Source organism: Micromonospora qiuiae (assembly GCF_016863555.1).
Classification (GTDB): Bacteria; Actinomycetota; Actinomycetes; order Mycobacteriales; family Micromonosporaceae; genus Micromonospora; species Micromonospora qiuiae.
In genome coordinates this window covers 1-14,303 of record NZ_BOPC01000124.1, presented here as the reverse complement: position 1 = coordinate 14,303, position 14,303 = coordinate 1, and the positions used below count along the sequence as shown (strand labels likewise).

At 68.4% G+C, this 14,303-nt stretch carries 13 protein-coding genes and 1 pseudogene; 11 read left to right on the top strand and 3 right to left on the bottom strand.

What is annotated here, in order from left to right:
* Positions 1–309 precede the first annotated feature (309 nt).
* The 3 genes from Vqi01_RS28920 (at position 310) to Vqi01_RS28910 (ending at position 2,510) form a co-directional block, all read left to right on the top strand.
* Positions 310–705, top strand: a complete 396-nt coding sequence (locus tag Vqi01_RS28920) for a PadR family transcriptional regulator (RefSeq protein WP_204038312.1) — start codon at positions 310–312, stop codon at positions 703–705.
* Positions 702–1,601, top strand: coding sequence for a permease prefix domain 1-containing protein (locus Vqi01_RS28915; protein WP_204038311.1), 900 nt, complete (start codon positions 702–704; stop codon positions 1,599–1,601). Before Vqi01_RS28920 ends, Vqi01_RS28915 begins: the two co-directional genes overlap by 4 nt.
* A 330-nt stretch (positions 1,602–1,931) precedes the next feature.
* Entirely contained in the window at positions 1,932–2,510 is a 579-nt protein-coding gene (locus Vqi01_RS28910) for a hypothetical protein (RefSeq protein WP_204038310.1), read from the top strand.
* Between the two features lie 64 nt (positions 2,511–2,574).
* Here the strand turns inward: Vqi01_RS28910 and arfA are convergent, their stop codons facing one another.
* Positions 2,575–4,080, bottom strand: coding sequence for an arabinosylfuranosidase ArfA (gene arfA / locus Vqi01_RS28905; protein WP_204038309.1), 1,506 nt, complete (start codon positions 4,078–4,080; stop codon positions 2,575–2,577).
* A gap of 194 nt (positions 4,081–4,274) precedes the next feature.
* On the opposite strand from arfA, the gene Vqi01_RS28900 reads away from it, so the two are divergent.
* Genes Vqi01_RS28900 through Vqi01_RS28890 form a run of 3 tightly spaced genes read left to right on the top strand, consistent with a single transcriptional unit; the run spans position 4,275 to position 6,664 of the window.
* Positions 4,275–5,114: an ABC transporter ATP-binding protein gene (locus Vqi01_RS28900; RefSeq protein WP_204038308.1), complete on the top strand. Its 840-nt coding sequence runs from the start codon at positions 4,275–4,277 to the stop codon at positions 5,112–5,114.
* Positions 5,111–5,872: an ABC transporter permease gene (locus Vqi01_RS28895; RefSeq protein ID WP_204038307.1), complete on the top strand. Its 762-nt coding sequence runs from the start codon at positions 5,111–5,113 to the stop codon at positions 5,870–5,872. Before Vqi01_RS28900 ends, Vqi01_RS28895 begins: the two co-directional genes overlap by 4 nt.
* A gap of 21 nt (positions 5,873–5,893) precedes the next feature.
* Complete coding sequence (locus Vqi01_RS28890; protein WP_204038306.1) at positions 5,894–6,664, top strand: MerR family transcriptional regulator; 771 nt, start codon at positions 5,894–5,896, stop codon at positions 6,662–6,664.
* Positions 6,665–6,741: 77 nt separating this feature from the next.
* Here Vqi01_RS28890 and Vqi01_RS28885 read toward each other — a convergent pair whose 3' ends face one another.
* Complete coding sequence (locus Vqi01_RS28885) at positions 6,742–7,110, bottom strand: YciI family protein (RefSeq protein ID WP_204038305.1); 369 nt, start codon at positions 7,108–7,110, stop codon at positions 6,742–6,744.
* 181 nt (positions 7,111–7,291) lie between these two features.
* Here Vqi01_RS28885 and Vqi01_RS28880 point away from each other — a divergent pair, with 181 nt between their 5' ends.
* The 5 genes from Vqi01_RS28880 (at position 7,292) to Vqi01_RS28860 (ending at position 13,901) form a co-directional block, all read left to right on the top strand.
* Positions 7,292–7,861: a hypothetical protein gene (locus Vqi01_RS28880; RefSeq protein WP_372444461.1), complete on the top strand. Its 570-nt coding sequence runs from the start codon at positions 7,292–7,294 to the stop codon at positions 7,859–7,861.
* Between the two features lie 347 nt (positions 7,862–8,208).
* Positions 8,209–9,990: a CocE/NonD family hydrolase gene (locus Vqi01_RS28875; RefSeq protein ID WP_204038304.1), complete on the top strand. Its 1,782-nt coding sequence runs from the start codon at positions 8,209–8,211 to the stop codon at positions 9,988–9,990.
* Positions 9,991–10,264: 274 nt separating this feature from the next.
* Positions 10,265–11,941 (top strand): extracellular solute-binding protein, encoded by a 1,677-nt coding sequence (locus Vqi01_RS28870; protein WP_204038303.1) that lies wholly within the window; start codon positions 10,265–10,267, stop codon positions 11,939–11,941.
* Complete coding sequence (locus tag Vqi01_RS28865) at positions 11,941–12,981, top strand: ABC transporter permease (protein WP_204038302.1); 1,041 nt, start codon at positions 11,941–11,943, stop codon at positions 12,979–12,981. Before Vqi01_RS28870 ends, Vqi01_RS28865 begins: the two co-directional genes overlap by 1 nt.
* On the top strand, positions 12,978–13,901 hold the full coding sequence (locus Vqi01_RS28860) for a carbohydrate ABC transporter permease (protein WP_204038301.1): 924 nt from the start codon (positions 12,978–12,980) through the stop codon (positions 13,899–13,901). The genes Vqi01_RS28865 and Vqi01_RS28860 overlap by 4 nt, the downstream gene beginning before the upstream one ends.
* A 98-nt stretch (positions 13,902–13,999) precedes the next feature.
* Here Vqi01_RS28860 and Vqi01_RS28855 read toward each other — a convergent pair.
* Positions 14,000–14,303: pseudogene (locus tag Vqi01_RS28855) on the bottom strand (glycoside hydrolase family 11 protein); the annotation flags it as partial.

Sequence of the window (14,303 nt, the reverse complement as noted above, 5' to 3'; positions counted from 1 at the left end):
AAGCTCCCTGCATTGCATTCTGCCGGTCGGCTGAGCGGTCGTTGCGTCTGCCGGCGCAGATCAGGTCCGCCCCGACCCACCCCCACCCGAGGTGTACCGGTACTGCGACGTGGACCGGCCCACACTGAGCAGGACGCCAACCGGACCGGGAGGGCATCGATGACCGTCGAGGAACTGGCGCGGGTGCGGCTGACGGTCGCCGACCCCGCCGTACTCGAACCCTGGTTGCCCGAGGCTCGCTGAGGCCGGACGCCAAGGCGTTCACTCGGGGCGACGCGGGCAAGTACTTGATCTGATACAGTACTTGTCGTGGTAGAGAAGTCCGCCCTCTCCGACGACGAGGTGCTCGCCGCCGACCTGCTGCGCGGTCACACCGACACGATCGTGCTGGGCATCCTGCGCCGCACCGACAGCTACGGCTTCGAGATCTTCAAGTGGATCCGGGACAGCACCGGTGGCCGGCACGAGATCAAGGAAGCCACCCTCTACGCCAGCTACCGCCGGCTCGCCCGGGACGGGCTCATCGAGTCGTACTGGGGTGACGAGACCCAGGGCGGCCGGCGCAAGTACTACCGCATCACCGACGCCGGCCGGGCCGTCTACCTGCGCAACGTGGCGGCCTGGACGGTGACCCGCGACCTCATCGACACCCTGCTCGACCTGGCCGACCGGGCCGACAACCGATCTGGAGGGCAGCCCGCATGAACAGCCCACACCCCACCGACGCCACCCTGGACATCCACCGCCTCCTCGACGAGGCGTTCGCCGGGGTTCAGATGAGCCCCGAGCGGCAGGACCTCAAGGAGGAGATCCGGGCCAACCTGGTCGCCCGCGTCGGCGAACTGGTCGAGACCGGCCTCTCTCCCGCCACCGCCGCCCGCCAGGCCATGTCGGAACTCGGCGACCTGGGACCACTGCTCGACGCCGCTCCGGCGGCCGACGGCGACCAGGCGAGCGCGGAATGGGCGCGGTACCGGGTACGCCCGGCGCCCGGGTTCCTGGTCCGCACGGCGCTGCTGGCCGCACTCGGCGTCGCCGGGCTCGTCCTGCTGGTGCTGGCGGCGACCGTCACCGACGTACCGTCGGGGTGGCTGCCGATCGCGGTCGCCGTCGTCGCGGTCGCGGCCGGGGCCGGCACCGCGGACGCGCTGCGCCAGGAGACCTCGATCAGCTATCCGATGCCGGCCACACGCGCTGCCGGATACGGTCTCGCCGTCGCACTCGGCCTGGCCGGGCTCGGCGCGGGCTGGCTGCATCTGACCGGCGCCGGCCTGCCGTGGCTGCTCGGCGGAGCACTCGCGGCGGTCGCGTCGGTGGTGCTCTTCACCTACCTCGGCGGCACCCAGACCAACCGGCACAAGCCGTGGGTGCTGCGGATGGCGGCGAACCACCATCTTTCCGACCGCTTCTCCGAGGACCCGGCCACCGCCGCCCGGTTCGGGCTCTACACGGCCGCCATCTGGCTGGTCGCGATCGCCACCTTCATGATGATCGGCCTCACCGCCGGTTGGGCCTGGTCCTGGCTGCCACTGCTCGGCGGCACGGTCGTCATGCTGCTGACGCTGGCCCGCATGCAGTTCGGCCCACGCCGTCCGGCCTGACCCCGCTCCGGAGGTTAGGAAGGGGCCCTTTTAGTACTCCAGGCGTTAACAAGGGGCCCTTCCTTACCCCGGCGACGACGCTGAGGGGCGTCGATGTTGCCGGAGCGGGGCCAAACATGTTGGAATGTCTCACATCGCCGCAGCGCGGGGGCAACCGCGCTGAGAACGGCCAGCACGGGAGCATCGCAATGCCGGCAGCGCGCCGCTTTGGCAGACGGTCGCGCGCCGCATCACCGGGCCATCTCCACGACGACGGGCGCATGTCCCCGCGCAGATGCCCCGATGCGGCCTGCCAACGCACCAGAACCGGCGACGAGGTGAGAAGCAAACATGATTTCCCGGGAGAGTTTCGCGGGGTGGTACCGAAACCGCTTCGTGTGGGTGGCGGTGATCCTGCTGACGGTGTCGGCCGGCGCGGTCGCACTGGTCAACTCGGCCGATTCGAAGGCGAAGCCGGCGGATGTGCACGCGCAGGTCGTGACCCGGATGCGCACCATCCTCGAACAGGCGGACCCGGGGCAACACAACCACGCGCACCATGGGCAGGTAGCCGGCGAGGGGGAGGCGAAGCCGCCGGTGATCTGCGGGGTGCACGTCTACGGCTACGAGCCGGCCGACGTCACCACGCTCGCCGACGTGCAGACGGTCTACGGCTTCCACCTCTGTGGGATCGCCGAGCCGAAACGCCCCTGGGACGTGGCGGTCAAGCTGGCCGGCCCGCTCATCATGGACCTGTCCACCCAACCGCCCGGCATCCAGGTGGTCGAGGCGACCGAGGACGTCATTTTCGTCGACCGACTGCGGCAGATGTTCCCGGCCAAGTACTTGGAGCCGGCGCTCAAGGAGGCGCTGGGCGACTCGGAGATGGCCAAACTGCGCCAACGGTACGACGCCGCGGCCGGGCTCTGACCCAAGCTGGGCGGCCGGGCGGTGGCACCGATCTCCTTCCTCGGGCCACCGTCGCCCCGGCCGGTCAGGCGATCGTCAGTGCGGTCCACGACACCGGCGGCAGCTCGACGGTGAGCAGGCCGTCGGAAAGTCGCGCTGTGTCGTTGATCCGCAGCCCCACCCGTTGCGTGTCCCGCAGATCGTTGGCGGCGCGTACGTCGGTGTCCCAGATTCCCCGGGCCGTGACCGCGCCGGTCGGCTGGCACGCGCGCAGGTCGATCGTCGCCGTCGTCGCCTCGGTGAGGTGCCGGTTCTGCAGGAAGAGCGAGAGCGAGGAGCCCTCGGCGGTCGCCGCCGCGGCCACCACCGGCACCGCGCCGTAGGTCGCGGTGTTCGTCGTGTCGGCGTCGACCGCGACCCGCAGCGCGTCGCCGCGGGCGGCGTGCGAGGTCACCGAGAACGGGAAGAACGTGGTCTGCCGCCAGGCCGGCCCGCCGGGCTCGGTCATGATCGGTGCGATGACGTTGACGAGCTGCGCGAGGTTCGCCGAGGTCACCCGGTCGGCGTGGTTGAGCAGCGAGATCAGCAGACCGCCGAGGACGACCGCATCCGCGACGTTGTACCGATCTTCGAGCAGGCGCGGCGCCACCGGCCACTCGTCGATGGTGAAGTGGCGGGCCTGCTCTTCCCAGCGGGTGAGGTACCAGACGTTCCACTCGTCGAACGAGATGTCGATGCGCTTGGGTGACCGCTTCACCGCGCGTACGTGGTCGATGGTCGCGATCACCGACTCGATGTAGGCGTCCATGTCCACCCCGGAGGCGAGGAAGCTCGCGAGGTCACCGTCGTGCTCCTGGTAGTACGCATGGCAGGAGATGTAGTCGACATCGTCGTACGCGTGCGTAAGGACGACGCGTTCCCACTCACCGAATGTCGGCATGCCTCGCCCGGATGATCCGCAGGCGACCAGCTCCAGGTCCCGGTCCACCTGCCGCATCGCCTTCGCCGTCATCGCCGCGAGCTTGCCGTAGTCCTCGGCGTCGCGGTGGCCGAGCTGCCAGGGGGCGTCCATCTCGTTACCGAGGCACCACATGGCGATGCCGAACGGTTCCTCTCGGCCGTTGGCGGCCCGCTGGGCGGCCCGAGCGGTGCCGGCCGGCACGTTGGCGTACTCCAGCAGCTCGACGGCCTCCTTCGGGCCTCGGGTGCCGAGGTTGACGGCCAGCATCAGCTCGCTGCCGACCAGGTCGAGCCAGTGCTGAAACTCGTGCAGGCCGACCCGGTTGGTCTCGGTGGAGTGCCAGGCGAGATCGAGCCGCTGGGGGCGCTCGGCCACCGGCCCCACGCCGTCCTCCCAGTTGTAGCCGGACACGAAGTTGCCGCCCGGGTACCGGATCGTGCTGACCCCGAGCTCCTTGACCAGCTCGATCACGTCGCGCCGGAACCCGTCCGGTCCGGCGCTCGGGTGCCCGGGCTCGTGGATGCCGTCGTAGATGTGGCGACCGAGGTGTTCGACGAAACCGCCGAAGATCCGCCGACGGACCGGACCGATGGTGAAGGCCGGGTCGATGGTGAGGTGCGCGCGGGCCATGAGGCTCCCTCCGCCTGGTTGTTCCGGTACTGACGGAAGCAGCCCGCAATGGTGTGGCACTGGGCACGGCGCTGCGCCTCGTGTGAGAACACCGCGGAGCCGCTACCGCAATGATCACTCACGATAGCGCCGTCGGCGGCCGCCTCGCTCGCGGGCTTGACCTTGACGTAGCGTCAACCCTGCATACTGCCATCATGTCCATGGATTCCCAGATGACACCCGAGCAGGTCCGCGCGCCTGCGATCCAGGTCCGGGGCTTGGAGAAGTCATACCGAGAGCTGCGTGTGCTGCGCGGCGTGGACCTCGACGTGGCGCGGGGCCACATCTTCGCCCTGCTCGGCTCCAACGGGGCCGGCAAGACCACGCTCGTGCGGATCCTGTCCACGCTACTCAAGCCGGACGCGGGAACGGCCAGCGTCAACGGCTTCGACGCCGTCCGGCAGGCGGCGAAGGTGCGGGAGTCGATCAGCCTGACGGGGCAGTTCGCGGCCGTCGACGAGATCCTCAGCGGGCGGGAGAACCTGGTGCTGGTCGCCCGGTTGCGGCATCTGCGGGACCCGGGCCGGGTCGCGGATGACCTGCTGGCCCGCTTCTCGTTGACGGACGCGGCCGCCCGGAAGGTCTCGACGTACTCGGGTGGCATGCGTCGCCGTCTCGACATCGCGATGAGCCTCGTCGGGGACCCGCCGGTGATTTTCCTCGACGAACCGACAACAGGGCTGGATCCGCAGGCGCGCCTCGAGGTGTGGCAGGCCGTCCGGGAACTCGCTCGGCAGGGCACGACGGCGCTGCTCACCACGCAGTACCTCGACGAGGCCGAACAGCTCGCCGACCGGATCGCGATCCTCCACCGGGGGCGCATCATCGCCAACGGCACCCTCGCCGAGCTCAAGCAGCTGCTTCCGCCCGCCAAGGTCGAGTACGTCGAGAAGCAGCCGACCCTCGAGGACGTCTTCCTCGCCATCGTCGGTGACGAGGGCACCGACAGCAAGCTAGCCGTTACCAGCCCCGACGGACGGCAGGATCTCCGATGACCAGGCACTTCCTTGGCGACACCGCTGTCCTGCTGGGGCGATCCCTGCGCCACATCAGCCGCAGCCCAGACACCATCATCACGACTGCGATCATACCGATCGCCATGCTGCTGCTGTTCGTCTACGTGTTCGGCGGCGCGATCCAGACCGGGTCGGACAGGTACGTGAACTATCTGCTGCCCGGCATTCTGCTCGTCACGGTCGCCTCCGGCATCTCCTACACCGCGTACCGGCTCTTCCTGGACATGAAGAGTGGCATCTTCGAGCGGTTCCAGTCCATGCCGATCGCCCGCTCGTCCGTGCTGTGGGCCCACGTGCTGACCTCGCTGGTCGCCAACCTGATCTCGCTCGTGGTGGTGGTGCTGGTCGCCCTCGTCATCGGCTTCCGCTCAGGTGCCGGAGCACTGGGCTGGTTCGCGGTCGCCGGCGTCATGATGCTGTTCACTCTCGCGCTGACGTGGCTCGCCGTCATCCCGGGCCTGACCGCGAAGTCCGGCGACGGCGCGAGCGCGTTCTCCTATCCGCTCATCTTCCTGCCGTTCATCAGCTCGGCCTTCGTACCCACGCAGAGCATGCCCGGCCCGGTGCGCGCTTTCGCCGAGCACCAGCCGGTGACGGCCATCGTCAACACGATCCGCGGCCTGTTCGCCGAGCAGCAGGTCGGTGGCGACATCTGGGTCGCTCTCGCCTGGTGCTTCGGCCTTCTCGTCGTCGCCTACGGCATTGCCATGGCCATCTACCACCGCAAGATCAGTTGATCCCTGGTGCAGGCTGAAGCCATGCTGGCGATCGGACGACTGGCCTCCTACGCCGGAGTGACCATCCGCGCGGTGCGGCATTACCACCAGATCGGACTGCTTCCCGAGCCGGAGCGCGACGCCTCCGGCTACCGGATGTACGACGCGAACGCCGTCGTACGACTCATCCGGATCCGGACCCTGGCCGAGGCCGGCGTCCCGCTGGCCCGGGTCCGCGAGCTGCTCGACGCCGACCCTGACACGTTCGCCGCCGCGACCGCCGAGATCGACCGGCAGCTGCGTACGCAGATCCGCGCGCTGCAGGGGCACCGGCGGCGGATCGCGCGGCTGGGCTGCGGCGACTCCCTGGCTGTCCCGGCCGAGGTGGTCGACTACCTGGACCGCCTGCGTGCCATCGGAGCGCCGGCGGCCGTCATCGAGACGGAACGCGACGCGTGGATCCTGATGGCGGCGCGATGGCCGGAATCGATCCCGGCGTTCATGGCCGACAAGGTGGCCCAGCTCGCCAACCCGAAGATCATCCAGCTCTATCAGTTGATCGGTCGGATCGCGGAGGACTGGAAGGACGAAGAACTGTTGCGCGAGACGGCCGACCTGATGAGCGAGTTGCTCGAGCAGGCCGCGGCCAGCGGCGAACTGGACCAGCAGGACGAGATCATGCCCGACGCGGGGTTCATCCGCCTGATGGACTCGTTCGCCGACGCCGCCCACCCCGCCGTCGCGCGGCTACGAAAGCTGATCGCCGAGCGTGGTTGGACCGGCTGGACCGTGGCCACAAGACATGGCCCCTGACGTGTCACGCCGCACCCGCCTCGGCCCGATGGATTGGGCTTGGGATGCCGCAATGCTGCCGAAACGGCGTGTCGCCATCACCTGTCGGCCCGGCGAAGCATCGCCTCCAATTCGGGATCGGGCATGAGCTCCCGAACCTCTTGCGCGCAGCGGCAGGCGCCGGCAATCTTGGCCGCCCACGTCAGCGCCTCCTCGCGTGAGGCCACGTCGACGACCACGAACCCGCCAATGAACTCCTTGGTCTCCGGGTAGGGGCCATCGGTGACCAGCCCGTCCGTGGCCACGATGCTCGCCCGCTGGCGATGGAGTCCAGTGCCGAACACGAACACGCCGGCGTTCACGGCCTCTTGGATCACCGTGTGCGCGGCCTTGCCCACGTCGGGAATCTCCTCGTCGGGGATGTGGTCCATCGCGCCGTCATTGAACGAGATCAGGTACCGCGTCATCCCATGACTCCCTTGTCCCGGCGGCCTCGTCCGGCCGCCTCTCACCTGCTCTACGAACGATCCGCCCCAGATCCGACGCTACGCCAAAGATTCTCACCAAATCTCCGCCGCCAGTGCTCACGGGCGTCAAGTCGCCCGTCGTCGTCGCGGCCGCCTGCCGTTCGGGCGTTACCCTGCCGCCATGGACATAGAGGAGCGCCTGCGACGGACCCGCCGCTGGCTGTGGATCGTGGTGGTGGGACTGTTCCTCAGCGGAGTGACCGCGTTCCCACTCGAGATCGAGATGCGTTGGCTGCTGCGGGCGGTCGACCCGCTCGCCGAGCAGTTCCCGGCGCTGGTGGGCTGGATCGAGCGGGTCCACACCGGGCTCGTCGAGACCGGAGACCGCTACCCGTTCATGCGGTACGGGACCGACTGGCTCGCGTTCGCCCACCTGGTGCTCGCGGTGGCGTTCTGGGGGCCGCTGCGCGACCCGGTACGCAACGTCTGGGTGGTCCAGCTCGGCATGATCGCCTGCGCCGGGATCGTGCCGCTGGCGCTGATCTGTGGGCCGCTCCGCGAGATCCCGTGGTTCTGGACGATCGTGGACCTGTCCTTCGCGGTCGGGGCATTCCCACCGCTGTGGTTCGCGTACCGGCACATCCGGGCGGTCGAACTCGTGGATGAACGGGCTCGGCAAGATCCGCCGCTGCACCGACCGCAGGGCCGCGATCATCGACTTCCACCTGCACCTGGCCGCCGGTCGCGCTGAGGCGGCGGCCACGCGGGCTTCGGCAAGGCCCCACCCGCAACTCCCACAGCGAACCATGCCGGTGCGCGTCCCGGAAGCGCCGGACTCCGAATTGGACACTGATCACAAACGGTTCTCGGCGGCCGACATCTCTGACACGGTGTTCGTGGATGCGCATTCCGTAATCGACCAGGAATGCCATCCACGCGGGGATGAGGGCGTGGGTGGCACACAACCGGAACGGATGATCATTGTCTGCACACGCACGAAGAAGGCGGTCGGCCGGCGTTCTCGCCGCGGTACTGGCAGTCTCGACGGGCGCGCTCGTCGCACCCGGTCAGGCGGCGGCGGCCCCACCCGGGATCGTTGTGGAGGACGGCGCCACCCAACCGGTCTTTTCGCTGGCCAACGCGATCAACGAAACCGTACATGTCGAATCGGACATGGACAGCGACGGTGACGGCCTGCTCGACACCATCACCGTCCAGCTGATCCGGCCGGCGGAGACGGCCAGCGGCTTGCAGGTCGCATCGATCGTCAAGGCAAGTCCGTACTGGACGGTCCAGAGCCCGGGGGCACGCCGCAGCGCGGTGATCGACCCGATCGGTGACCCGGCCATCCACTGGAGCGGCTGGTTGGACGAGTACTTCGTGCCTCGAGGCTACGCGGTGCTGGAGGTGGAGATCGCCGGTACCGGCACATCCGACGGGTGCCTGTCGGTCGGTGGCGAGTCGGACGAGCGGAGCGTGGCCGCCGTCGTCGACTGGCTCAACGGCCGTACCACCGCCACGTACGCCAACGGCACCGCCGCGGTCGCGTCGTGGAGCACCGGCAACGTGGGCATGTACGGGGTCTCGTACGACGGCACGCTGGCCACGCAGCTGGCCGAGACGGGCATCGACGGGCTCAAGACGATCGTGCCGGTCGGCGCCATCTCCAGCTGGTACGACTACACCCGGGCCCAGGGCATCGGGTATCGCAGTTGGAGCGTCCGGTACATGGAGGGGTTCACCTCCCGCTGGGGCAACGCCCAGTCCCTGGTGAACTGCACGGCGCAGTACCAGGCCATCGGTGACGGGGAGACGCTGGCCGGGTGGGACTACAGCCCCTTCTTTGCGGAGCGCAACTACCGCGACGAAGTCAATCAGGTTCAGGCATCGGTGTTCCTCGTGCACGGGCAGCGTGACGACAACGTCAAGACCACCCATTGGGGTCGTTACTGGGACGAGTTGGTGACGCACGACGTGCCGCGCAAGGTGTACCTGCACGACGATGAGCACATCGACCCGTTCTACAGCGAGCCCAAGGACCCGGTCGGCCGGTGGATGGACTACTGGCTGTATGACATCGCCAACGGTGTGATGGACGAGCCGCAGGCCACCATCACGCGACCGAACGGCACCCGGGTGAACGAGACCGTGTGGCCGCCGGCCAGCACCACGGACACGTCGCTGTACCTGGGCCCGGCCGGCAACGGCGGCGCCGGCAGCCTGACCACCACCGCGGGAGCGGGCAGCCAGCAGTTCACCAGTTCCGGCGCGGTGGCGGAGTCGACGATGGTGGCGAGCCCCGGCACCGTGCAGAGCTACCGGCTGGCGTACCTCGGGCCGATCCTCGCCTCGGAGACCCGGCTCTCCGGCGCCGCCCGGATCGAGGTGACGTTCACCTCGGCCACCACGAGCACCCCGCTCACGGCTCTGCTCGTGCACTACGACGGCGGATCGGTCGCCCGCGTCGTGGCACGCGGCTCGCTCGATGCCAAGAACCGCCTGTCGCTGACCACCGAGACTCCCCTGATTCCGGGGCAGCAGACCACGGGCACCGTCCTGTTGGAACCCAAGGACTACGTCTTCCCGGCGGGCAGCCAGATCGGCCTCGTTCTCACGGGCAACCTGAACGCTTTCGTCCACTCGGACCCGCTGGCGGGCCAGGTGACGGTGGCGCTCGGGACCAGTCGGGCGATTCTGCCGCTGACCGTCGCGCCAGCCCCGTCCTGCGCCGACCCGGCGTGGAGCCCCACGGCCATCTACAACACCGACGACGTGGTGTCGCACAACGGCCACCGCTGGCGTGCCCAGTGGTGGACGCAGAACCAGGAGCCAGGCACCACCGGCCAGTACGGCGTCTGGGTTGACCTGGGAGCCTGCTGACCTTCTTCTCACCCCGCGGGCCCGCGCCGAAGACCGGCGCGGGCCCGCGGTCGTTTCGGCGTTTACCCAACCGAGCGCCACCAGGCCCGGCGCGGTCGCGGTCGGTGCCGTACCCGGCGGCGGCCAGACGAAAGGGCTCGACAGTCGTCGGGCGGTTCGCCGGGCCAGCGGTGGCTCTTGTGGGCACCATGGTCGTCTATTAGTTTGTTTGGCATCCAGACGAACTTGCGCACCCGGCGGTTCGCCGACCGAACCCTTCTCGAAGGGGAAACCGATGACATATCAGTACCGTGGTGCGAAAAGCACCCGCCGCCACTTCCTCGGCCTGGTGGGCCTCGGCGCGGCGGCCGTCGCCGGCGGTCCCCTGCTCAGCGGCTGCTCCGAGAAGCCGGCTGGCAGCGGCACCGCACAGAACCTGGACGCCTTCGCCGACCTGCTGCCGACGCACAAGGAGCTGGCGGAGAGCATCACGCCCGACATCATCGGCACCCGGCCGGTGCCGGACGGATACACCAGATATCCGAGCAGCCTCGTTGACCTGATCACCGAGAAGCCGGGCACCAGCGGCAAGGAGATTTCCGCGATGACCCCGCAGTGGGGCCCGGCACCGCCCGGGATCGCCCAGAGCGCCTACCTGCAGGCGGTCAACGCGGAGCTGGGCACCCCGGTCAACTTCGCCGTCCAGGACGGCAACACGTACGCGGACAAGCTCAACGCCATGTTCGGCGGCCGGGACGTCCCCGAACTGCTCTGCGTGCCGGGCTGGGAAGTGGAGAAGATCCCCCGCTTCGCCCAGGCGATCGACGTGCTCTTCGAGGACCTGACCGAGCACCTCAAGGGCGATGCGGCCAACAACTACCCGATGCTGGCCAGCTTCCCGACCGGGGCCTGGCGGCACGCGATTTGGAACGGGCGACTGGCGGCGGTGCCCAACCCGACCGACGGGCCGTTCCCATGGGCGATGTTCACCCGCAAGGACCTGCTGGACGCACGCGGCCTGGCCGTCCCGGCATCGCTGGACGAGCTGCTGGCGATCGCCAAGCAGGTCACCGACCCGGCGAAGAAGGTGTGGGCGTTCAACGACGTCTTCGCCATGATCCAGATGTACCACAAGGTGCCCGGTTCCAAGGGTGGCTGGCGACTGCGGTCCGACGGGACCCCGGAATTCAAGTACGAAACCCCGGAGTTCCGCCAGGCGCTGGAAGTGATGGCCAAGATTTACCAGGACGGCCTGGTCCATCCCGACATCATCGCCAGCAGGGGTGCCGACAGCGCCCAGCTGTTCGCCAAGAACGGCGCGATCGTCTTCACCCAGGACGGGGTCGGCATGTGGCAGCCCGCCCAGGCCGAGCACCAGAAGGTCAACCCGAAGCTGAACATCCAGCCGGTGCCGATCTTCTCCGCCACCGGCGGCGATCCCCTGGTCTGGGGTGACGACGAGCCGATCTCGTTCACCTTCGTCAAGAAGGGCGTCGGCAAGGAGCGTGTCGAGGAGCTGCTGCGCGTCATCAACTGGTGCTCCGCGCCGCTGGGCAGCCAGGAGGCGCAGCTACGCGACTACGGCGTCGAGGGTAGACACCACACCCCCGGGCCGAACGGGCCACGCAAGACCGACCTGGCGTTCAAGGAGATCGCCAACCAGTACTTCTTCATCAGCGGTCGCAACCCGACCGTGGGCCCGTACCCGGACACCACCAACTACGTTCAGGACCTGCTGACCTACTCCAACGAAATGGTCAAGTACCTGGAGAAGGACCCCTGGCACGGGGTGAAGCTGGAGATGCCGGCCGCGTACAAGGCCAACCAGGTGCCGACCGAGGACAAGATCAACGACGTGCTGCGGGGTCGTCGTCCGCTCTCCGATTTCGAGGCCATCGTGCAGGAGTGGAAGGCCAACGGCGGTGAGGAGGCACGGCGCCTGCTCGCGGAATCGCTGCCCAAGGCGGGATGATGCGCACCCGCCACGCGCCCGCCGGGGCCGGGACCGATCAGGCCCGACCCCGTGGGGCGAGCCCGCCGGCGACTTTCGATCCGCCCCGTGCCCGCCGCGCCGACCGCCGCCGGGTGTCACTGCGCGCCCGGTTGCGCCGCGACTGGCAACTGCTGGCCATGGTCGCCCCGGGCTTCGTCATCCTGCTGATCTTCAGCTACGTGCCGATCCTCGGCAACGTCATCGCCTTCCAGGACTACAACCCCTATCTCGGGGACAACCCGCTGGAGGCGTTCGTCCAGAGCAACTGGATCGGCTTCGGGCAGTTCCAGCTCCTCTTCGAGGATCCGGCGTTCTGGGACGCGTTCCGCAACACCCTGGCGATCACCGCGTTCCAGCTGGTCTTCTTCTTTCCGCTGCCGATCGCGCTGGCCATCGCGCTGCACCACCTGCTCTCCAGCCGACTGCGCGGCTTCATCCAGACGGTCGTCTATCTGCCGCACTTCTTCAGCTGGGTGCTGGTGGTCAGCTTCTTCGTCGCCATGTTCGGCGGCGCCGGCCTGTTGGCGCAGACGATGCGCGAGGCCGGGACAGAGCCGTGGAACATCATGACGAACCCGGACACCTTCATCATCCTGGTGACCGCCGAGGCGGTGTGGAAGGACGTCGGCTGGGGCACCATCGTCTTCCTGGCCGCGCTCTCCACCATCGACCAGAACCTCTACGAGGCGGCGGCGGCCGACGGTGCCGGGCGGTGGTGCCGACTGTGGCACATCACCCTGCCGGGCCTGCGCCCGGTGATCGTGCTGCTGCTCATCCTGCGCCTGGGCGACGCGCTCTCGGTCGGCTTCGAACAATTCCTCCTGCAGCGTGAAGCCGTCGGTCGACAGGCCTCCGAGGTGCTCGACACCTTCGTCTACCACTTCTCCATTGCCACCGGGAACTACGGCTACGGCGCCGCGGCCGGCCTGTTCAAAGCCGTCATCGGGCTCTGCCTCATCCTGGCCGCCAACCGGGTCGCACACATGCTCGGCGAACGAGGGATCTACTCACGGTCATGACCACCACCATCACCCGCAAGTCGCCCCGGCCGCGCGCCCGCCGAGCGGTGTGGGAGGAGAGACCCACCCTGATCGGCCAGGCCGGCAAAGCCCTGCTGCTCGGCCTGCTCGTGCTCAGCGTGCTCTTCCCGCTCTGGGTGATCCTGGTGACCAGCTTCTCCTCCCGGGAGACGATCGCCAACGCCGGTGGTCTCGTGGTCATTCCCCGGGGAGTCGACACCTCCGCCTACGAGGTCATCTTCGCCGGTGGCGCCGTCACCCGGGCGTTGTGGATCAGCACTCTGGTCACCGTCATCGGCACCGCCATCGCGCTGACCGTGACCGTGCTCGCCGCGTACGGCCTGTCCCGGCCGCGCTCACTCGGATACCGGTGGCTGCTCGCGTACTTCCTGCTGCCGTTCCTGATCTATCCGCCGCTGGTGCCGAAGTACCTCGTGGTCACCGGGCTGGGTCTCAAGGACACCATCTGGGCGCTGATCCTGCCGCCCGCGATCAGCGTGTTCAACCTGGTCGTCGTGCGCGGCTTCTTTCAGGGCATTCCGCAGGAACTCCTGGACAGCGCCCGCATCGACGGCGCCAACGACTTCCGCACCCTGGCCCGCATCGTCCTGCCGTTGTCGCGGGCGGTCATCGCGGTGGTCGGCCTGTTCTACGCGGTCACCTACTGGAACGTCTGGTTCGACGCCGTGCTGTTCATCGACCGCAACGACATGTACCCGATCCAACGGGTGTTGCAGAGCTACCTGCTGGCCGGGCAGGCGCCGAAGACCTCCGGCGGCGCCAGCGGGATCACGATGCCGCCCACCGAGGCGATCAAGATGGCGGTGGTCGTGCTCACCGTCGCGCCGATCGTCGCCGTCTACCCGTTCATCCAGCGGCACTTCGTCAAGGGTGTCCTCATCGGCGCCATCAAGGGCTGACCGAACAGGATGGGGGGGTGGAAGGTGCCGGCCGACGGGCTCCCGCTACGGCAAATGGGGTGCCGACGGTTGTCGGCACCCCATTCCGGTCGATCAGATCACCCGGTCGAGCAGGTTGCTGTGGGTGTGGTGTTGTTGCCGTTCTTGTAGAGCGTGATCCCGAAGTTGTTGCCGTTGCCGTTCGGGCGTGCGGTGAGCGTGCCGCTGCTGCCGCTGATCGAGGCGTTCCAGCTGTTCTGCAGGCTCTGGCCGCCGTTGGTGCGGATGGTGACCACCCAGTTGTTGCTGCCGCTGACCGAGAAGGTCGTGTTGAACCGGTCGTTCCACTCCTCGGCACGGTTCACGCTGACCGAGCAGCCGCCGTTACCGGGCGGCGGGGTGGTCGGGTTGGTCGGGCCAGGG

Bases quoted from the DNA above. Each gene is read 5' to 3' on its own strand.
- Vqi01_RS28915 (WP_204038311.1), top strand. From the start codon at position 702: ATGAACAGCCCACACCCCACCGACGCCACCCTGGACATCCACCGCCTC.
- Vqi01_RS28910 (WP_204038310.1), top strand. From the start codon at position 1,932: ATGATTTCCCGGGAGAGTTTCGCGGGGTGGTACCGAAACCGCTTCGTG.
- arfA (WP_204038309.1), bottom strand. From the start codon at position 4,080: ATGGCCCGCGCGCACCTCACCATCGACCCGGCCTTCACCATCGGTCCG.
- Vqi01_RS28900 (WP_204038308.1), top strand. From the start codon at position 4,275: ATGTCCATGGATTCCCAGATGACACCCGAGCAGGTCCGCGCGCCTGCG.
- Vqi01_RS28895 (WP_204038307.1), top strand. From the start codon at position 5,111: ATGACCAGGCACTTCCTTGGCGACACCGCTGTCCTGCTGGGGCGATCC.
- Vqi01_RS28890 (WP_204038306.1), top strand. From the start codon at position 5,894: ATGCTGGCGATCGGACGACTGGCCTCCTACGCCGGAGTGACCATCCGC.
- Vqi01_RS28885 (WP_204038305.1), bottom strand. From the start codon at position 7,110: ATGACGCGGTACCTGATCTCGTTCAATGACGGCGCGATGGACCACATC.
- Vqi01_RS28880 (WP_372444461.1), top strand. From the start codon at position 7,292: ATGGACATAGAGGAGCGCCTGCGACGGACCCGCCGCTGGCTGTGGATC.
- Vqi01_RS28870 (WP_204038303.1), top strand. From the start codon at position 10,265: ATGACATATCAGTACCGTGGTGCGAAAAGCACCCGCCGCCACTTCCTC.
- Vqi01_RS28865 (WP_204038302.1), top strand. From the start codon at position 11,941: ATGCGCACCCGCCACGCGCCCGCCGGGGCCGGGACCGATCAGGCCCGA.
- Vqi01_RS28860 (WP_204038301.1), top strand. From the start codon at position 12,978: ATGACCACCACCATCACCCGCAAGTCGCCCCGGCCGCGCGCCCGCCGA.